Raw genomic sequence first — 20,769 nt, forward strand, 5'->3', positions numbered from 1 at the left:
AATAATCATAAAGCGAGTTTTAATAGAACGAAGTTTAAATGTAGTTTAAATAACATATATTTACTCCATGAGTAACAAAATACAGTTTGTTTGGAGGTTTTTAGACGAACTGACGTTGGCAGTAATATTTGAAAAACAGAAAACTTATCTAAAATCAATAAAAATGAAAAAAATATTTTTACTCTTACTAATTTTAAGTTGCTTTAATTTGAATGCTCAAATAAAAGGGAACAACAAAATTAATGGTAAATGGCTTGTAAATTTATCATTACCAGACATTGGTGTGGTTACAACTATTTTAGAAATTGAGAGTGAGGCCAATACCTACAAAGCATTTTCGAGAAAAGATGCCGACAAATTGCTACTAGGAAAAGCAAAAGCACCACTGATGCGAGGAATGAGCAATTTTAAAAATGGTTCGCTTATACGGGTTGAAAAAGGTGAATTTACTGAAGAAGATGATGTAGTTAAACTTAAAGGTGTTTTGGTATCGTCGATGGGGAACTACAATTTTATTGGAGAAATTATAAAAGATAGCATTAATATTGCGTTAAGTAAAAAAAATCTTAAAACAATTGGAAATGTTATCGGTAGCAGAAAAAATGTTAAATTACCACTTGAAGATTATTCTAAATTATTTGCAGAAGCAATAAATAAAACAAGAGATAAAATTTATAGAAAATCTTTACTTGAAGAAAATGAATGGAAAAAATTTATTGAGAATATGAATGAAATTATTCCAGATATTCACGATGATTTAGAAATGGTAAGTGCATTCTATTATTTCGGCAATAAATTGAAAACATCACATTTTGCCCTTCTTAAATCATTATCTAAGGACGAAAATAATATAACAAAAAAGAACTGTGTTGCTTTTGAAGAAAAATCTATTAGCACAGGATATTTAAAAATCAACTCTTTTGATGGTTCATCATCCGAAATGGATAGTATTTTTAAAATAGTTATTTCCAAAAACTACAAAAATCTTATAGTCGATTTAAGAGATAATTCTGGGGGAACAGTAGAATCTGGAATGACATTTGCAAATTATGTATTTGCAAAACCAATAAATGGAGGGTTATTTTTAACTCAGAAATGGTTTAATAAAAACAATAAAATACCTAGTTTAACGCAGTACGATCAATTTGATTTTTTTAGTAAATCAAATTACGAATTGATTATTAATGGCATTCACAATAAAGAAGGTTTGTATCTTAAGGTAATTCCAAACGATATTAATTATAAAGGAAACCTTTTTATATTAACAAATACAAAAACAGCAAGTACTTGTGAACCATTGGTATATGAATTAAAAACTCAAAAACGAGCAACCATTGTCGGCACAAAAACCGCTGGAGCCATGCTAAATGCGGAAAAATTTAGTTTGCTTAATAATTTTTACATGTACATACCAACTGCTGATTATTACACTTCTGATGGATATAGAATTGAACAAAATGGGGTTTTGCCTGACATAGAAACAAAATCGGAGGAAGCATTGGAAAAAGTAATTAACGAACTAATAAAAAATTAATACTTCTGCCAACAGCTAGAGTTTCGTTGCGTGCGCAGCACGAACAATGAAACTCCGGTTGAACGGAACCGGTCATTGGCAGGAACTATGGAGTTATCGTAAAGTTTAGAGAGAGAATTTCAAGAGGCAAGTGTGCCTCTTTTTTTGTGGGGTAAAATCAAGATGGTTTTTACGTGTTTTCCTGTGCCAAAGTTTCGGGATTAGGCATACATGCCCTTACCCACAAAATTAGCTTTTATAGGGAATAGTGTTTTGGCCACCGCCAAGATACCATCCCGACGCTTCGGGAGGTGGACCACGCTGGTCAAAAACCGCTATCCGATGTAAATTGCCCATTTTACAACACGGACATTTAGGCAAAAAAGGCTTCTTTTCTACTTTTTTTTAACACTTTTACCTTAAGCTTTTCCTGTAAAAGCTTCAATTTTTGACGCTTCCAGAGCCTGTCCCGTTTTTGCGGGATACTGCTCAAAAAACCATAATGCCATATTTTCACACCCGAGTCCATAGGGCGAACTGACGAAGTAAAACGTTTAGGCAAAATATGCAACGCAAACCGCCGAATAAACTCCAGATGCATAAGTGTAATTTATTTTTTAGCTCCCGCTACCCGGTAATCCTTGAAAACAAAAGTCACATTTTGCCCCTCAATGCTTTTGATTCTCTGGTAGCTAATGGGATTTTTATGGGTGTAACCTACTAGATATGCCACCACTGACTTTATACTTCCAAAAGGTTTCTTTGCAAATACAACTCATTTGAATACTAATATATACGAAAAATCTCCTTTTAATACCAATTTTTTGCTATATTAGAGCATAATAAAACGGAAGATTTTCCACAGACTGACGAACATTACCAGAAAGCGCAAAAACGCACGTTGTAAACCCCTACAAATAAGAAAATTTTATCATTTCTATAATAATTTCATCCATTTAAAGTATTTTTGTAATAGACTTACATTGGAGCTAAATCTATATGAAAAACATTGACAAGAATAGTTTAGAAAACGCATATCGATTGTTTGAATCGAACGATATTGACAAAATAGAAATCGGAAATACAAAAGGCCTCAGAGAGATACACCGCTATCTATTTTATGGTTTATATGATTTTGCTGGAGAAATAAGAAAACTCAATATTTCAAAAGGCGGTTTTAGATTTGCAAACGCTTTATATCTAATTGAAATTTTAGTGAAGATCGAGCAAATGCCAGAAAACAATTTTCAAGAAATTATTGCTAAATATGTCGAGATGAATATTGCTCATCCTTTTATGGAAGGTAACGGAAGATCTATGAGAATTTGGCTAGATATGATTTTAAAAAACAGACTTAAGAAAGTTGTAAATTGGCAACTTGTTGACAAAACTCTTTATTTACAATCAATAGAAAGAAGTCCTATTAATGATTTGGAATTACGGACTTTATTACAAGAAAATCTATCTAACGAAGTTAACGATAGAGAAATTATCTTCAAGGGAATTGAACAGTCATATTATTATGAAGGCTACGAAAAAGAGGAAGAATAAATTTTTAGGAAAAGCGTCTTCTGGTAACAGATAAGGTTTTGTTGCGGCTGCAACCCGAACAATGAAACGTGCATTGAACAGCTAGTATTGTTTTTACGGTAAAACCGATTATAGGCCGTCAACACTTATGGAGTTATCGTAAAATTTAGAGAGAGAATTTCAAGAGGATCTAGTATCCTCTTTTTTTTTGAAGTAGTTTTAATTTGTTTTTTTTGAGTGTTTTCCTTTCCCGAAGTTTCGGGATTAAGCACAAATGACCTTACCCATAATTTAGCTTTTACAGGGAATAGTGTTTTGGCTACCATCAAGATACCACGCTGGTCAAAAACCATTATCACAAGTAAATTGCCCGCCTGTCCGCCACGGAGGATACAACACGGACATTTAGGCATAAAGCTCTTTTTTTCTACTTTTTCTAGCACTTTTACTTTGAGTTTCTCTTGTAAAAGCTTCAATTTTTGACGTCCCGTTTTTACGGGATGCTGCTCAAAAAATCGTAATGACGGATCTTCACACCCGAGCCCATAGAGCGAACTGACGAAGTAAAACGTTTAGGCAAAATATGCAACGCAAACCGCCGAATAAACTCCAGATACATAAGTGTAATTTTTTTTTAGCTCCCGCTACTCGATAATCCTTGCAAACAAAAGTCACATTTTGCCCGTCGATGCTTTTGATTCTCTGGCTGGTAATGGCAATTTTATGAGTGTATCTTCCTAAGTATTCCACCACCGATTTAGGACTTCCAAAAGGTTTTTTTGCAAATACAACTCATTTGAATACTAATAAATACGAAAAATCTTCTTTTAATACCGGTTTTTTGCTATATTTGAGTATAAAAAACGGAAGTTTTTTTACAGACTGACGTTGGTAGTATTCGCAAAAAAAATCGAAATCAACACTTATTCCGTCCTAAATTTATATATTTGTACGTATAAATATTTTACGTTATGAATACTAAACTCACATTAAAGCTTGACCAAGAAATAATTAAAAAAGCTAAACATTATGCGTCTGAAAAAAAATTAAGCTTATCTCGAATTATAGAAAACTACCTTAATTCTTTGACTTCAGATAAAACAAATAATGACATACAAATTTCGCCGTTTGTAAAAAGTCTTTCATCAGGAATTAAAGTTCCTGCTGATTATGATTATAAAAAAGATCGTGCTGATTATTTAGAACAAAAACACAAATGAGCAGGATATTTTTAGATACCAACGTAATATTAGATTTGTTGGGAGAAAGAGTTCCTTTTTTTGATTCAATTGCTAAGGTTGCTACGTTGGCAGACCAAAAAAAGCTTACTCTAATTGTCTCACCTCTTTCATTCACGACAATAGGTTACGTTTTGAACAAATATGAAACATCCAAATCTGTTTTGAATAAACTTCGAAAGTTTAAAATAATCTGTGAAGTTTGTGAGGTCAATGAGGAAACAATTGACAAAGCGTTGAATTCGAGTTTTAAAGATTTTGAAGATGCTGTTCAATATTTTTGCGCTTTACAATCTAACTGCTCAATAATTATAACCAGAAACGGAAAAGACTTTAAGCACTCTACTATTCCAATTATGACCGCTGAGGAATATTTAAGTAGCATTATATAAAGCGACTACTGCCACTAATACACGCTACAAGCAATTTGGATATTTGACTTACTAGAAAATTGATTTTGTATTTAGAAAATTTGCTTAACCTGTTCACTATCGCTCGAGTGGCAAATCCGAAAATAAAACTTAATTTAGTTCCAAACCCAATGTAGTAACGGTAACGTATCGTTCAGATCGTTACAGAATTTTTTAGAGGAAATAATAACAAACCAAACCCATATCACTATGAAAATACATTTGAAACGCTTTCTTTTGATACTTTTCTTACTTCCATTTTTTGCAAAAGCGCAAACCATCGTTCCTCTTTTAGAAAAAACAAAAAACATGAGACCTTACACTGGTTTCTTTAATTTCTATTGGGAAGAGAGTACGGGAAAAATATGGTTGCAAATAGACAAACTTGATGAAGAAATTCTTTACCAAACATCATTGCCAGCAGGCTTAGGCGCAAATGAAGTAAGTTTAGACAGAGGTATTTTAGGGACAACATACATAGTCAAATTTAATCGGATAGGGAATAAAATTTTAATGATTCAACCTAATTATTCCTACCGCGCTGTTAGTGGAGACCTTGCTGAAAAAAGAGCTGTAGAACAATCTTTTGCCCAATCAACAATATGGGGATTTATTGTCTCAGCCGAAAGTAATGGAAGCGTGTTAGTGGATGCAACTGATTTTTTATTGCGTGATGCATTACAAGTTTCCACCACTTTGCAAAACACCAAACAAGGCAGTTACAGTATTGATCCTACGCGAAGTGCAATGTATTTGCAACGAACTAAAAATTTTCCTCTTAATACCGAGTTAGAAACGACTGTTACTTTTGTAAATAAAGATGGCAAAACAGGCAATTATGTAAATACTGTTACACCTGCACCCGAAGCAATTACATTGCGAATGCACCATTCTTTTGTACAATTGCCGGACAATAATTTTAAGACAAGAGTACATGATGCTCGTTCTCCATACAACACCAATTCCTATTTTGATTATAGTACGCCAGTAACCGAACCTATTCAAAAAAATTATATTATTCGGCATCGTTTACAAAAGAAAGATCCAACTGCTGCAAAAAGCGAAGCCGTAAAACCTATCATTTATTATTTGGATAATGGCACCCCTGAACCGATACGAAGTGCTTTAATGGAAGGTGCCAGCTGGTGGAATCAAGCCTTTGAAGCAGCCGGCTTTATAAATGCGTTTCAGGTCAAAATTTTACCCGAAGATGCAGATCCTATGGACCTTCGCTATAACGTGATCAACTGGGTGCATCGTGCTACTAGAGGTTGGAGTTTTGGCAATTCCGTTGTTGACCCACGCACCGGTGAAATTATCAAGGGAAATGTATCCTTAGGGTCGTTGCGTGTACGCCAAGATTATCTAATTGCACAAGGACTGCTCGCGCCTTTTGAAAATGGTGATTTACCCGCCGATAATAAAATGCTGCAAATGGCCCTACAACGCCTAAAACAGCTGGCAGCTCATGAAATAGGTCACACATTGGGACTAATGCACAATTATATTTCGAGCGCACAGGACCGAGCAAGTGTAATGGATTATCCGCCACCAATGGTAACCTTAAACAGTAAAAATGAAATAGACCTCAGTACTGCATATACTAACGAAATTGGTGATTGGGACAAATTAAGCATCCAATACGGTTATGAACAATTTCCACAAGAAACAAATGAAACTGCAGCTCTTGATAAACTGCTGACCGATGCCTCAAAAAATGGGCTTACTTTTATCTCAGATAGAGACGCCCGGGATCCTGGTGGTATGCATCCAAATGCTCATCTTTGGGATAATGGCAAAGACCCTGTAACGGAGCTAAAAACCGTAATGAAGGTTCGAGCAAAAGCGTTATCGCAATTTGGACAAAACAACATTCGCAAAGGCACATCAATGGCAATGCTGGAGGATGTATTGGTTCCCATTTATTTATTTCATCGCTACCAAATAGAAGCTGTTTCTAAAGTAGTTGGTGGCTTGTATTATTCCTATGCCGTAAAGGGAGACGGACAAATGATAATGCGCGCCGTTACTAAGGAAGATCAACTTAATGCATTGAATGCAATCACCGACTGTATAGATCCAAAAGTATTGGAAATATCTGAAAATATACTAAAATTAATTCCTCCGCGACCTGCAGGCTCTGATTATAACAGAGAATTATTTAATCGCAGAACCGGTCTTTCATTTGATCCGCTGGCAGCAGCCGAAGCCGCAGCCGATATTCCATTGTCCTTTTTATTTAACACTAGCCGTTTGAATAGATTAGTAGAATTCCAAGTAGAAAATAATGGCTTGGGTATCGATGATATGATCAGTGTGCTTAGCAGCAAAACATGGAAAGCATCACGCTTGAAAGGATTTCAAAAGCTAATTCAGCAGCAAAACGAACAACTTCTGCTCACGTATATACTGGCAACTTCGATAAACGATGAAGCCTCTTTTGCTACCAAAGCTGAATTACTTAAAGCTATAGATGATTTAAAAACTTATGCAACGGCACAATTAAAAACCACAACAGACACTTCATACAAGGGGCATTTATTGCTCCTCTTGGAAAGAATGAAGTCTCCGGAAAAAGCAAAACCGACTTTGGACCAAGTACCGCCGCCAGGTTCCCCAATAGGTTGCGGAGTAGAATAAAATTACTGTTTTCGAGATTTTTTTGTTCTATTTAATATTTAAAAGTTCCGCGATTTGAACATGCCCCAAAAAGTTAGACACTATTTGGGACATGTTCAAAATGGAACTTTTTCAACTTATAATTCAAGCCTTTATTTACTCAAATACATTTTTCTTCTGGAGTATAATTCGTAGAATTGATCGTCTTTTAAGTCATCAATAAACAAGATACTTTCTCCTGTTGATTTCATCTCTGGTCCTAATGCTTTATTCACATTATGGAACTTACTAAACGAGAAAACCGGTTGTTTGATGGCAAATCCTTTCAATTGTGGGTTAAAAGTGAAGTCGGTTACTTTGTTATGACCCAGCATGACTTTAGTAGCATAGTTCACATACGGTTCGCCGTACGCTTTTGCAATAAACGGAACTGTACGAGACGCTCTAGGATTAGCTTCAATGATATAAACGATATCATGTTTTATCGCAAACTGGATGTTGATTAAACCAACGGTTCGCAATGCCAAAGCTATTTTCTTAGTATGGTCTTTTATCTGCTGCATCACAAATTCCCCTAAGTTAAAAGGTGGTAAAGTAGCGTTACTATCTCCAGAGTGCACACCGCAAGGCTCGATGTGCTCCATAATTCCTATGATGTACACATTTTCTCCGTCGCAAATAGCATCGGCTTCCGCTTCAATCGCGCCATCTAAATAATGGTCTAATAGCAATTTATTTCCTGGAATCGTTTTCAATAAATTGATTACATGCTCCTCCAGTTCTTGTTTGTTGATTACAATTTTCATTCCCTGACCACCCAACACATACGAAGGACGAATCAGTAATGGAAAGTCTAACGTATCTGCAAGAGCAGCAGCTTCATCAGCTGTTTCTGCAATTCCAAATTGTGGAAATGGGATGTTCAACTCCGTTAAAAGTTCCGAAAAACGACCTCTGTCCTCGGCCAAATCCAATGCGTCAAAACTAGTACCAATGATTTTGATTCCGTATTTTGATAATTTCTCCGCTAGTTTCAAAGCAGTTTGCCCGCCCAATTGAACGATAACGCCTTCTGGTTTTTCATGCTGAATAATATCATAAATATGCTCCCAGAAAACTGGTTCAAAATACAATTTATCAGCAGTATCAAAATCGGTAGAAACCGTTTCTGGATTACAATTGATCATGATGGTCTCGTAACCACATTCTTTGGCGGCAAGTACACCATGCACACAGGAATAATCAAATTCTATTCCTTGTCCAATTCTATTTGGCCCTGAGCCAAGTACAATTATTTTCTTTTTATCTGTAACGATACTTTCGTTGTCAACGTAACGCGTTCCATCTGCTTTTTCTATTTCGGCTTCAAATGTCGAATAGTAATATGGTGTTTTTGCTTTGAACTCCGCTGCGCAAGTATCAACCAGTTTGAATACACGATTAATGTTCATTGTAGTTCGCAACGTATGCACTTGGCTTTCTAAACAACCCATCATGTGCGCAATTTGTCTGTCGGCAAAACCTTTTTGTTTCGCTTCTAGTAACAATTCTCTTGGCAAAGTTTCAACTTTAAAGTTAGAAATTTCCTTTTCTAATGTATAAAGCTCTTCATATTGTTTCAAGAACCACATATCTATTTTTGTAATTTCATGAATGCGGCTCAATGGAATTCCCAATGCGATAGCATCATAAATCACAAAAACACGGTCCCAACTGGCGTAGGTAAGTTTCTCTATAATTTGTTCATAATTGGTGTAGCCTTTTCCGTCAGCTCCTAACCCATTTCTTTTTATTTCAAGTGATTGAGTCGCTTTGTGCAAAGCTTCTTGGAACGAACGTCCAATTCCCATTACTTCGCCTACAGATTTCATTTGAAGTCCTAATGTTCGGTCAGCTCCTTCAAATTTATCAAAGTTCCAACGTGGTATTTTTACAATTACATAATCCAATGTTGGTTCGAATAAAGCTGATGTTGACTTAGTAATTTGGTTTTGCAATTCATCCAAATTGTATCCCAAAGCAAGTTTAGACGCAATTTTCGCAATAGGATAACCTGTTGCTTTTGATGCTAATGCTGAGGAACGCGATACACGAGGATTGATCTCAATGGCTACAATATCTTCTTTTTCATCTGGCGAAACGGCAAACTGCACGTTACATCCTCCAGCAAAATTCCCTATGCTTCGCATCATTAAAATAGCATAATCACGCATTCTTTGGAATGTGGTATCCGATAAAGTCATTGCCGGCGCAACCGTAATCGAATCTCCAGTGTGAATCCCCATTGGGTCCATATTTTCGATCGAACAAATAATCACTACGTTATCATTCTTATCCCTCAATAATTCCAATTCGTATTCTTTCCAGCCCATCAAAGCTTTATCAATCAGAACTTCATGAATGGGCGACGCCTCAAGACCGCGAGTCAAAAGCTCATCGAAATCTTCTTTTTTATACACAATCGCCGCTCCCGTTCCTCCTAATGTAAACGAAGGACGAATCACTAACGGGAAACCAAATTCCTGCGCAATCTCTTTCCCTCTCAGGTAGGACGTACAAATTTCAGCAGGTGCCGATGGAACATTTATTTTTTTTAACAATTGCTTAAACTGTTCTCTGTCTTCTGTAATGTTAATGGCATTAACATCAACACCAATCATTTTTACACCAAAATCAGCCCAAATTCCTTTTTCATCAGCTTCAAGACACAAGTTCAAAGCCGTTTGTCCGCCCATTGTTGGTAAAACCGCATCAATTTGAGGATGGGCTTTTAGGATTTCAATGATTGATTTGGTTGTCAACGGCTTCAAGTAGATGTGATCTGCCATAGAGGGATCAGTCATAATAGTAGCTGGGTTCGAGTTGATTAAGATCACCTCTATTCCCTCTTCACGAATAGAACGAGCAGATTGTGATCCTGCATAATCAAATTCACAGGCTTGACCAATTACTATAGGTCCTGAGCCTATTATCAAAACGGATTTTATGGAATTGTCTTTTGGCATTTTGTAGTGTGTTGTGTAGTTGTTTTTTTGAAAAGATTAAAGTTACTGCAATCAGTTCTTTTAACTTAAAATCTGGTGTCTTTTTTTACCGACTAGGTATAAAAAAAGGCGATACTAAAAAAAGTAACGCCTTATTTATGTTTATACAAACATTATTTTTTGTGTCTTGGTTCACAAGAAACAGTCAATTTATGTCTTCCTTTTGCTCTTCTACGCGCAAGAACTTTTCTTCCATTTGCAGAAGCCATTCTGTCCATAAATCCGTGCTTATTTCTTCTTTTTCTTTTCGATGGTTGAAACGTTCTTTTGCTCATTGCTTTTTATCTTTAAAATCTTATTTATATGTCTTCTTAATTTTGAATAACAGTTATTCTAAAACCGAGTGCAAATATACAAAGACTTTTTTTTCTCACAAGCCCTTTTGTAAAATTATTTTCAATTCATTTTACTATATTTGCGATCTTAAAATAAACCTGCTATGTTTCACAGAAATATTAAACTTATTATCGCCGGACTTATTATCGCTACTGGCATTTGGCAATTTACAGAAAGTAATATTGGTAATGGAATTTTCCTAATAGTATTGAGTGCTATACCCATTTTTCTATACTTTAAAAATGAATTCATTTTACTTGCATTTCTAAAACTAAGAAAACAAGATTTCGAAGGAGCTAAAAAATGGCTGGCTTACATCAAAAATCCAGAAACCGCTTTGGTTCAAAAACAACAAGGATACTTTAATTACCTGCACGGCATCATGCTTTCACAAACCAACATCAACCAAGCAGAGAAATACTTCAAAAAAGCAATTGAACTAGGATTATCTATGGATATGGATTTGGCTGTAGCCAAATTAAACCTCGCAGGTGTAGCAATGACACGCAGAAGAAAGCTAGAAGCTACCACCTTATTAAACGAAGCTAAAAAATTAGACAAGCAAAATATGTTGAAAGAACAAATTGTGATGATGAAAGAACAAATGAAGAAAATTTAACACCTGTTGAACAAATTAATTTTAAACCACTTACAATTGTAGGTGGTTTTTTTATGAAATATGCTTTTCGTCGTTTTTTTTTACTGTTTAACGATTTTATTGATATTGGTTGATAAATAAAGATAAATTTATGCCATATAGTAAAAATTATGCAGATAAAATTACATATAATACTATTTTTCTTGTGTACTACCAGCATTTATGCGCAAGACAGCATTGTCTACTTTTCTGATGCTGTAAAACTAAATATTAAACCTTATCGCCTAGCAAGTACTTCAGCCTTTGAGAATAAGGACTTTGAAGAAGGAAAGCGATTATTTGATTCACTAGTTCAATACAAACTTAACGGCACTCGGTTTGATGATTTTACTATAAAAGGATATAAATCTAAAAAAGTCATCTTAAACAAAATAAAAAAAACAATTTTATTAGTCACCTACGCCAGTTGGTGCGTACGCAATAAAGGAGATGCTCCTGCTTTGAATGAACTTGCCAACAAATACGCTAATGATTTACAAATTGTTGTTGTATTTTGGGATAAGCGGGAGAATTTGAAGAAAACGGTAAATCAGTTCAACTCTAAAATTAAAATTTGCTACGCGAATGAGGCCTACAGAAATGACTTTAAAATCGTGGCCATTTTAAAACACACAGTAGGATTACCTGCCGCATATTTAATAGACGAAAATAAAAAAGTAGTCAATATCAACCGAATCAAAAATCAGAATAAAATTAAAATTTCTAAGGATGCGGCATTTGCTTTTAGCTACACTCTTTTTGAAGGAATTATTAGACCCATAAATACCAAATTAAGTTTAATTGACAAGCCTTAATCCTGATTCTGTTACTGTCTACAGTGCAGTTATAAAAAAAAAGCTATTCTACAACACTCCCTTTTATAGCAAAATGCAACAATCAATACGCCAACAATGAACAAGCACTTGTAATTCTATTAGTGATGAACTGAAAAATAGTTGCACAAATAGTATCTTCTCACTAAACAACCCATACTAAACACTGCCCGTACTGATTATACGCGGTAAATTCTCGTTTAACCATTTGTATTTATTTAAAATCATAATATGAGTGCCTCCCTTGACTACGATACAATCCTTAATATTTTTAATCGGAAAAACATCATCCATATCGCCGTGAATGTGAATTACACTTTCATCAATTACAGTTCTATCCCATAAAACAACTTGCTCTACAGCCCAATTGAGATACCTAATATCCCGAACAGACAAAAACTTTTCATATAACTTAAGGCGTTGGTTTACTTTTTCGCCAAAGGAAAATTTAGCCAAAGACTCTATATTCAAAATCAAACTCATCGGAATAAGTTTATAAGCTTTAGTTGTTTTGGCAAGTTTCAATCTTAGAGGGAATTCTAGATTACTTTTGACACTCGAAATAATAAGTACTTTGCGAGCATTAAGATGTTTTGACATTTCTTGAACCAGAATACCTCCAAACGAAACGCCAATTAAGACTGGATTTTCATGTTTAATTTTCTCGGAAATTCGCTTAGCATAATGAGTCAAGGATTCATTATCTAACGGAATTTCCCATTCTAATAAATAGATTTCAAATGTATCTTTTGGAAGTGCAATTCGTTCAAAAATCAAAGCGCTGGCTGCCAATCCTGGCATAAAATAAACGGGAATTTTACTCATAACTGTTTTAACGATTTTATAACAACTTTACGCTTTTTTATAGTGAATTTTGTATGGTATAAAATTAATTTTTTTATCTGAACTTCGACTATTATCAACTTTATATTAGCACTACTTTATGACTACACAATTATTCAAAGCCAATACCAGAGGCACAGCTGATTTCGGTTGGCTTAAAGCTAATTTTTCCTTTTCTTTTGGCAATTATTTCAATCCAGAGCGTTTACAATTCGGAAAATTGCGCGTTTTAAATGACGATACCATTGCAGCCGGAGCTGGTTTTGGAACCCACGGTCATGCCAATATGGAGATTATTACCATACCACTCGAAGGCGGTTTGATGCACAAAGACAGTATGGGAAATGAAGGCATTATTCGTTTTGGCGAAGTGCAAGTCATGAGTGCAGGAAGCGGCGTAGAACATTCTGAAATGAATGCTAGTGCTACTGACCATGCAAAAACACTGCAATTATGGGTTTTTCCTGACACTGAGGAAGTTGCACCCAGATACGACCAGAAATCATTTGATATTGAAAATCAAATCAATACCTTTGTTAACGTTGTTTCACCAAAGGATCAAAATGATGGTAACGCGCTTTGGGTCTACCAAAAAACTTTTTTTCACATAGGAATATTTGACGCCAATAGCAACACAACATATCAGGTTCAAATTCCTAATAACGGTGTTTATTTATTTTTAATCGAAGGCGAAATAACGGTTAATAATCAAATTTTAAAGGCAAGAGATGCCATGGGAATAACCAATTTTGATGCCTTTGACATCAGCATCAATTCCCAATCAAAAATACTTTTGGTCGAAGTACCAATGCAGTAGTAGCAATACAATTCCCATGGAAATTAAAGATAATGCTTTTTCAAGACAATTTGAAACCACAACCGTACAAGGATTAGTTACGGTGGAATACTCCTTTCAAGAAAAGAAAATATTCCTCACCAAAATACACGCTCCAGATGGCTACGAAGACGAGGAATTCCTTACTGATTTTTTAAAAAACATAATGGAAATTGCAATAGAACGAAAATTAAAAGTAGTACCTATTTTGCCCAAAATAGTAGTCTTTTTTAAGAAAAACCCGGTTTACAAAGAATTACTTCCACCAGGAATCCGCCTATAAAAAACGGCTGTGTCTTTGAAAACACAGCCGTTTTTATTTATTATTAATTTACTAGAATTACTTTTCAATCTCTCGCATGTTTTCCATTTTCTTGTGAGCCAAGAAACCAGTGATGTCTTCAAAATGCTCTACAACTCGTTTATTTCCAAATTCAAAAACTTTAGTCGCCAATCCGTCAAGGAAATCCCTATCGTGAGAAACTAAAATTAAAGTTCCATCAAAATCACGTAAAGCATCTTTGATAATGTCTTTGGTTTTCATATCAAGGTGATTCGATGGCTCATCTAGAATCAATACATTAACTGGCTCGAGCAATAATTTTATCATTGCCAAACGGGTTTTTTCTCCACCAGAAAGTACTTTTACCTTCTTGGTAACATCGTCTCCTTGAAACATAAAAGCACCTAAAATATCTTTGATTTTTGTTCGCACATCACCAACAGCAATATCGTCTATGGTTTCAAAAATAGTAGCATTTTCATCTAACAACGAAGCTTGGTTTTGCGCAAAATAACCAATTTGTGCGTTGTGCCCAATTTCTAAACTTCCGCCATTAATTTCAATTTCTTTCATAATGGCTTTGATCATCGTAGATTTTCCTTCACCATTTTTCCCCACGAAAGCGACTTTTTCACCTCTTTCAATAACAATATTGGCATCTTTGAAAACGACATGATCTCCGTATGATTTTGACAAATCTTTCACGATTACTGGATATTGTCCAGAACGTGCTGCTGGTGGAAATTTTAATTTCAATGCTGATGTATCTACTTCGTCAACCTGCACTATAACTAATTTTTCCAGCATTTTTACACGCGATTGCACGGCATCGGTTTTTGAAAATGTACCTTTAAAACGGTCAATAAAAGTCCGGTTATCCGCAATCATGCGTTGTTGCTCGTCATACGCTTTTTGCTGGTGTACTCTTCTGTCTTTTCTTAATTCTAAATAATGAGAATATTTGGCTTTATAATCATAAATACGTCCCATCGTTACTTCAATAGTCCGATTGGTAATATTATCTACAAAAGCTCTATCGTGTGAAATAACCACGACTGCCTTGGCTGAATTAATCAAAAAATCCTCTAACCATTGAATACTTTCGATATCCATGTGGTTGGTAGGCTCATCTAGCAAAATTAAATCTGGTTTTTGTAATAGGATTTTAGCGAGTTCAATTCGCATTCTCCAACCTCCAGAAAATTCTGTAGTTTGGCGGTTAAAGTCTTCCCTAACAAATCCTAGACCCAGTAGAATTTTCTCTACTTCGGCTTCGTAATTTACTTCTTCAATCGCATAAAATTTCTCACTCAGGTCAGAAACGCGTTCGATCAATTTCATGTAGGCATCACTTTCATAATCGGTACGAATCGTTAATTGCTCATTGATTTCGTCTATTTCGGCTTTCATACCAAAGATTTCACCAAACGCTTTTGAGGTTTCTTCCATAACCGTTGCGCCATCAGTAGCCAATAAATGCTGAGGCAAATAAGCTACTATCGCATCTTTTGGCGCCGAGATATTACCAGTTGACGGCTTGCTTTGTCCAGCAATTATCTTAAGAAGAGTCGATTTTCCTGCTCCATTTTTACCCATAAGGGCAATTTTATCATTTTCATTTATGGCAAAAGAAACGTCACTAAAAAGCGTTGTTCCACCAAATTGTACGAAAATATCGTTAACTGTAATCATTCAGATTTTTAGATTTTTAGAATGCTTAGACTTCTAGACTCTTAGCAAGATTTTTTTTGAAAGTGCAAAGATAGCTTAAATAAGGAATTGAGCAATTATTAATTTTTTATGCCAAAAACTAAAAACCGCTAATTCACGAATTTAAAATTAGCGAATTGGCGGAATTTTTTTGAATAAATTCAATGTTACGATACAACCAATAAATTGTTATATCTATTTACTACTAAAATGGATTATAAAAAAAAACACTCCACGTTAAGAGATATAAACCCTATTTTATTAGTACTTCCAAAATATGTTTTAACATTAATTTTTTTTTATTTTTTAGGATAAAATAACTTTACTTTATTGTTTACATTACTTAGATAGTACGTTGTTCAGGTCCGAAAGATATTCTTGATTCTCACTCATACCTATATGACCTTGGTTTTTCAAAATATAAAAGTGATCATTTGATTTTAGCATTTTACTCAATTCTACAGAGTTATACATTGGAATTATGTTGTCTATATCTCCGTGAAAAATATAAATAGGTGCTTTAACTTTTGTTATAAATATATTGGTTTCAAATTTAAATTTCTTTAAAAAATCAGGAACAAATGGAACTCTGGTTTCTGAATATTCCAAAAAATTATAATATGGCGCTTGCAATATCAAACTTTTAGGATTTGATCGTGATGACAAATAGGTTGCTGGTCCAGTCCCTATTGAATAGCCTATGACAGTTATTTTATCTTCTTTGTACTTTGACAATAATTTTTGATATGCAAACAAAACATCATTGTTAACCTGCGCCTCATTTTCAACTACTCCTTCACTTTTCCCGAATCCTCTATAATCTAAAATAAAAATATCATATCCTAAATCATTATATATACTTGCGATATTTCCCCATGTATCTAAGGCTCCCGAATTTCCATGTAAATAAAACAGTAACCCCTTTGGTTTTTTAATCTTGAACAAAATTCCGTGTAACTTTACATTATCATATGATGGAATAGAAAGTTCTTCAAAATCCCCTTCAAATTCAAATTTATAATCGCTCGGAAGTTTTGAAGCATTAAAAATCATTTCTCCTTGATAAAAATAAACATACAATAATATCAGTGCATAAATAAATCCTAAAAAAACAAAAAGTGTAACCAAAACAAATTTGATTGTTTTCATGTAATTATATTTAAATTAAGAAACGCAAAAAATAATTAATAGTGAACAAAAAATAAATTTAGTAAACTTAAATATAAACAATAATCTTAAACCATTTTCTAAGAGATCAAAGATTTAATCAGTTTAAATAAATTTTCCGAAATCAAATTGAAACCATATTAGCCAATTGCTAATTATTACTACTCCTATAGAAAAATCGCCAATAAGCATCTTTTATAATTAGCGAATTGGCGGTTGATTAATGACTTTTTATATTTTAAAAATGAAGCATTTATTCTTTTCTCCACTTCTTTGTTTCCTCAAAAACGTGTTCTAAAATCGCTGCTTCTCTTTCGTCAAAGTCAACGTTTCTTCGACTCATTACCAATCGAGTGGTTTCAAAAGCTTTTTTAGTGATGTAAGTCGTAAAACCCGAAGCTCCTCCCCACGAAAAACTCGGAACAAAATTACGCGGGAATCCACTACCAAAAATATTAGCGCTCACGCCTACTACCGTACCAGTATTAAACATGGTATTAATGCCGCACTTGCTGTGATCTCCCATCATCAAGCCACAAAACTGAAGTCCAGTTTTGGCAAAACCTTCGGTTTCGTAACTCCACAATTTGACCTCTTCATAATTATTTTTGAGGTTCGAATTATTACTGTCTGCACCAATATTACACCATTCGCCCAGAACAGAATTTCCTAAAAATCCATCATGTCCCTTATTAGAATAGCCAAATAGAACAGAATTATTTACTTCGCCACCAATTCTAGAATGTGGCCCCACTGTTGTTGCTCCATATACTTTTGAAGCCATTTTCACTTGTGCATGTTCACACAAGGCAAATGGACCTCTAATCACAGAGCCTTCCATAATTTCAGCATCCTTCCCAATATATATTGGACCCGTTGATGCATTTAGAGTAACGAATTCTAACTTGGCGCCTTCTTCAATAAATATATTTTCGGGTGCAATGACATTCACGCTTTTAGGAATAGGTTGTGATCTTCTATCTTCAGTCAAGAATTCAAAATCCTCGCGAATAGCTGCGTCATTATTGGAGAAAATATCCCATGTATGTTGGACTGTCAAGCAATCTTCGTTGTACTCTATAATTTCGTAAGTATCAAAATCTACCTCTTCTTGCTCGTCATTGGTATAAAAAGCAATGACTTCCTCGCCTTTAAAAATAGCTTGATTGGGTTCTAAATTACTTACCATTTCGGCCAAAACATCGTTAGGCAAAAAAGAGGCATTGATCATCACGTTGACCTCTAATTCAACCATTGGAAATTTCTCTGACAAATATTCTTCTGTTAATGTAGTTGTGGTAGAACCCAGACGCATTTCCCATTTTTGACGAATGGTCATAATGCCAATTAAAATATCAGCAACAGGGCGTGTGAAAGTAAAAGGCAATAAAGCGTTTCTTGCAGGTCCGTCAAAAAGTATATAATTCATTGTATCGTGTTTCAAATTTTATAAAGGTTCAAAGTTACAAAGATTTGAATAGCAATAAAAATAAAAGACTCTCTTGGGAAAACACGGAAGTTTAAAAAATTAACTGCTATACTTTTTTTTGAACCATTAAGGCATTAAGAGTATTAAGGTTGTTGCAAAACTAAAATCAATAGCAACAAAGCACATTAGAACAAAGCAAAAAATAATTGTTTGCGCATAAAAAAGCCCCGCAAATTGCGAGGCTTTCTGTATCTTGAAAACAAGTTAAAATTATTTAGCGTGTTTAGCGTATTTAGTTTTAAATTTATCGATACGTCCTGCAGTATCAATAAGTTTAGATTTACCTGTGTAAAAAGGGTGAGACGTTCTAGAGATCTCCATTTTTACAACTGGGTATTCAACACCATCAACTGTTAATGTTTCTCTTGTATCTGCAGTAGATTTAGTGATAAAAACTTCGTCGTTTGACATGTCTTTAAATGCAACTAATCTGTAATTTTCTGGGTGAATTCCTTTTTTCATCTTGTTAATCTTTTTTATTTGTTAATTATAAGGGACTTTGAAGCTTTTCTTGTAACAGAAAAGGTATAAATCACATATAACTTTTTGTTTTACACTTTTATTTTGAGTGTGCAAATTTACACTATTTTTTCAATAAACAAATCTTTGTTTCATTTTTTTTATATAATCGTAAAAAGCGATTTTTAGCTACGAATATATTGGGAATTGCTATATTTGTCGATTAATTCTAAAACAATCAAAATGATCAACGAAATTATTAAAAAGAATGGGATAACCTACGGTGTAATAATTGGAGCTATACTATCATTAATAACTGCTTTTATGTATGCAGTAGATCTTGAATTATTCATCGCTTGGTGGACTACACTTTTAAGTTTTTCAGTTTTCATAATCATACCTATTATAATGCTTTCAAAAACAAAGAAAGAGTTAAATGGAATATTTTCTTTTAAAGATGCCTTCACCAATTATTTTATTGCAGCAACAATAGGAGTGCTTATTTCTGTTGCATTTAAAATCATTTTGTTTAATTTTATTGATCCTTCTGTAAAAGAAACGCTTCTAGACTTAACTATAAAATATCTGATTAGTACTTCTGAAAAATTTGGAGTTCCTGCGTCTTCGTTAAACGAAACTATTTCTAAACTAAGAGAAACGGATCCTTATTCAATTGTAGAGCAATTGAAAGGTTCCATTTTCGCCCTCTTTTTTTGCGCAATATTAGGATTAGTAATGGCAGCATTCTTTAAAAGTAAATCTACACAAGAATAAAAATTAATGAATCTATCTATCCTCATACCGCTTCTTAACGAAGAGGAATCACTCAATGAACTCTATAATTGGATCATACAAGTGATGCAATCTCATAGTTACAGTTACGAAATCATTTTTCTAGATGATGGCAGTACTGATAATTCATGGACTATTATCGATGGATTTGCTCAACAAAATCCTAACGTTAAGGGCGTTCGTTTCATGAAAAATTTTGGAAAATCGCAGGCCTTGCATGCTGGTTTTGCTAAAGCTAAAGGTGATGTCATTATTACTATGGATGCTGATTTGCAAGACAGTCCTGAGGAAATTCCGGGTTTGTATGATATGATTGTTAACGGTAAGTACGATTTGGTTTCGGGTTGGAAAAAGAAACGTTACGATTCTGTTGTTGCTAAAAATCTGCCTTCTAAATTATTTAATTGGGCGGCACGAAAAACATCTGGTGTGGAATTGAATGATTTCAATTGTGGCTTGAAAGCCTACAAAAACATTGTCGTAAAAAACATCGAAGTTTCGGGTGAAATGCACCGTTACATTCCTGTATTGGCTAAGAATGCTGGTTTTGGAAAAATTGGTGAAAAAGTAGTGCAGCACCAGGCCCGAAAATATGGTGAAACTAAATTTGGAATGGAACGTTTTGTAAACGGTTTTCTGGATTTAATTACTATTTGGTTCCTTTCTCGTTTTGGAAAAAGACCGATGCACCTTTTTGGTGCCATGGGATCCTTGATGTTCATTATAGGATTTATGCTTGCTGGTTATATAGGTATTTCAAAATTATACCACATGTATAATGATATGCGCTACAGCTTGGTAACGAATAATCCTTGGTTTTTCATTGCCTTGACCACAATGGTTTTGGGAACACAATTATTTCTAGCTGGATTCCTTGGCGAAATCATTTTGCGAACCAAAGATAATGAAGAGCGGTATAAGGTATCGAATGAAGTTAATTTTTTATAAATTTATATTCACCGAGAAGTTCTCGATTGCACGATACCTAGCCCTGATAGCAGAGGAAATCCTTTTATGCGCCGCGGCGAATA

At 34.4% G+C, this 20,769-nt stretch carries 18 protein-coding genes and 2 pseudogenes; 11 read left to right on the forward strand and 9 right to left on the reverse strand.

The annotated features are described in order from the left end of the window. Positions 1–163 precede the first annotated feature (163 nt). Entirely contained in the window at positions 164–1,534 is a 1,371-nt protein-coding gene (locus ACNQGO_RS12305; protein ID WP_417985426.1) for a S41 family peptidase, read from the forward strand. A gap of 228 nt (positions 1,535–1,762) precedes the next feature. On the opposite strand, the pseudogene ACNQGO_RS12310 reads toward ACNQGO_RS12305, so the two are convergent. After that, a pseudogene (locus tag ACNQGO_RS12310) lies at positions 1,763–2,288 on the reverse strand (transposase); the annotation flags it as partial. 224 nt (positions 2,289–2,512) lie between these two features. Between ACNQGO_RS12310 and fic the strand changes: the two are divergent. Further along, complete coding sequence (gene fic / locus ACNQGO_RS12315; protein ID WP_417947467.1) at positions 2,513–3,064, forward strand: protein adenylyltransferase Fic; 552 nt, start codon at positions 2,513–2,515, stop codon at positions 3,062–3,064. Positions 3,065–3,375: 311 nt separating this feature from the next. Here fic and ACNQGO_RS12320 read toward each other — a convergent pair. Continuing rightward, positions 3,376–3,835, reverse strand: a pseudogene (locus tag ACNQGO_RS12320) (transposase); the annotation flags it as partial. Between the two features lie 179 nt (positions 3,836–4,014). On the opposite strand from ACNQGO_RS12320, the gene ACNQGO_RS12325 reads away from it, so the two are divergent. From ACNQGO_RS12325 to ACNQGO_RS12335, 3 genes are all read left to right on the forward strand, one after another. Further along, positions 4,015–4,263: a DUF6364 family protein gene (locus tag ACNQGO_RS12325; RefSeq protein WP_417985427.1), complete on the forward strand. Its 249-nt coding sequence runs from the start codon at positions 4,015–4,017 to the stop codon at positions 4,261–4,263. Further along, positions 4,260–4,673, forward strand: a complete 414-nt coding sequence (locus tag ACNQGO_RS12330; protein ID WP_417985428.1) for a type II toxin-antitoxin system VapC family toxin — start codon at positions 4,260–4,262, stop codon at positions 4,671–4,673. Before ACNQGO_RS12325 ends, ACNQGO_RS12330 begins: the two co-directional genes overlap by 4 nt. Before the next feature lie 228 nt (positions 4,674–4,901). Further along, positions 4,902–7,331 (forward strand): zinc-dependent metalloprotease, encoded by a 2,430-nt coding sequence (locus ACNQGO_RS12335; RefSeq protein ID WP_417985429.1) that lies wholly within the window; start codon positions 4,902–4,904, stop codon positions 7,329–7,331. Between the two features lie 131 nt (positions 7,332–7,462). Here ACNQGO_RS12335 and carB read toward each other — a convergent pair whose 3' ends face one another. Next, positions 7,463–10,315 carry a carbamoyl-phosphate synthase large subunit gene (gene carB, locus ACNQGO_RS12340; RefSeq protein WP_417985430.1) on the reverse strand — a complete coding sequence of 951 codons (2,853 nt, stop codon included), beginning with the start codon at positions 10,313–10,315 and terminating at the stop codon, positions 7,463–7,465. 152 nt (positions 10,316–10,467) lie between these two features. After that, entirely contained in the window at positions 10,468–10,629 is a 162-nt protein-coding gene (rpmH, locus tag ACNQGO_RS12345) for a 50S ribosomal protein L34 (protein ID WP_007136275.1), read from the reverse strand. A 164-nt stretch (positions 10,630–10,793) separates the two neighbouring features. Between rpmH and ACNQGO_RS12350 the strand changes: the two genes are divergently transcribed. Beyond that, entirely contained in the window at positions 10,794–11,309 is a 516-nt protein-coding gene (locus tag ACNQGO_RS12350; protein WP_417944136.1) for a DUF2892 domain-containing protein, read from the forward strand. Between the two features lie 149 nt (positions 11,310–11,458). After that, positions 11,459–12,142: a TlpA family protein disulfide reductase gene (locus ACNQGO_RS12355; protein WP_417971123.1), complete on the forward strand. Its 684-nt coding sequence runs from the start codon at positions 11,459–11,461 to the stop codon at positions 12,140–12,142. A gap of 177 nt (positions 12,143–12,319) precedes the next feature. Here ACNQGO_RS12355 and ACNQGO_RS12360 read toward each other — a convergent pair whose 3' ends face one another. Beyond that, positions 12,320–12,985 carry an alpha/beta hydrolase gene (locus ACNQGO_RS12360; protein ID WP_417985431.1) on the reverse strand — a complete coding sequence of 222 codons (666 nt, stop codon included), beginning with the start codon at positions 12,983–12,985 and terminating at the stop codon, positions 12,320–12,322. Between the two features lie 118 nt (positions 12,986–13,103). Between ACNQGO_RS12360 and ACNQGO_RS12365 the strand changes: the two genes are divergently transcribed. After that, positions 13,104–13,820 (forward strand): pirin family protein, encoded by a 717-nt coding sequence (locus tag ACNQGO_RS12365; protein WP_417985432.1) that lies wholly within the window; start codon positions 13,104–13,106, stop codon positions 13,818–13,820. Positions 13,821–13,836: 16 nt separating this feature from the next. Next, a complete protein-coding gene (locus ACNQGO_RS12370; protein ID WP_417985433.1) occupies positions 13,837–14,121 on the forward strand; it encodes a GNAT family N-acetyltransferase in 285 nt (94 codons plus the stop codon). Positions 14,122–14,178: 57 nt separating this feature from the next. Here ACNQGO_RS12370 and ACNQGO_RS12375 read toward each other — a convergent pair whose 3' ends face one another. The 4 genes from ACNQGO_RS12375 to ACNQGO_RS12390 all read right to left on the reverse strand — a co-directional run bounded on the left by ACNQGO_RS12375 (position 14,179) and on the right by ACNQGO_RS12390 (position 18,949). After that, on the reverse strand, positions 14,179–15,813 hold the full coding sequence (locus ACNQGO_RS12375; protein WP_417985434.1) for an ABC-F family ATP-binding cassette domain-containing protein: 1,635 nt from the start codon (positions 15,811–15,813) through the stop codon (positions 14,179–14,181). 357 nt (positions 15,814–16,170) lie between these two features. Next, positions 16,171–16,980 carry an alpha/beta hydrolase gene (locus ACNQGO_RS12380; RefSeq protein WP_417985435.1) on the reverse strand — a complete coding sequence of 270 codons (810 nt, stop codon included), beginning with the start codon at positions 16,978–16,980 and terminating at the stop codon, positions 16,171–16,173. Positions 16,981–17,251: 271 nt separating this feature from the next. Continuing rightward, positions 17,252–18,427: a GlmU family protein gene (locus tag ACNQGO_RS12385; protein WP_417985436.1), complete on the reverse strand. Its 1,176-nt coding sequence runs from the start codon at positions 18,425–18,427 to the stop codon at positions 17,252–17,254. Positions 18,428–18,697: 270 nt separating this feature from the next. After that, complete coding sequence (locus ACNQGO_RS12390; RefSeq protein ID WP_066077760.1) at positions 18,698–18,949, reverse strand: type B 50S ribosomal protein L31; 252 nt, start codon at positions 18,947–18,949, stop codon at positions 18,698–18,700. Between the two features lie 240 nt (positions 18,950–19,189). Between ACNQGO_RS12390 and ACNQGO_RS12395 the strand changes: the two genes are divergently transcribed. After that, positions 19,190–19,720, forward strand: coding sequence for a DUF4199 domain-containing protein (locus ACNQGO_RS12395; protein ID WP_417944128.1), 531 nt, complete (start codon positions 19,190–19,192; stop codon positions 19,718–19,720). A gap of 6 nt (positions 19,721–19,726) precedes the next feature. Next, on the forward strand, positions 19,727–20,686 hold the full coding sequence (locus ACNQGO_RS12400) for a glycosyltransferase family 2 protein (protein WP_417985437.1): 960 nt from the start codon (positions 19,727–19,729) through the stop codon (positions 20,684–20,686). The last annotated feature ends 83 nt before the right edge of the window (positions 20,687–20,769 follow it).

Origin of the sequence: Flavobacterium frigidum (assembly GCF_048286735.1) — a bacterium.
In the GTDB taxonomy this organism is placed as follows: domain Bacteria; phylum Bacteroidota; class Bacteroidia; order Flavobacteriales; family Flavobacteriaceae; genus Flavobacterium.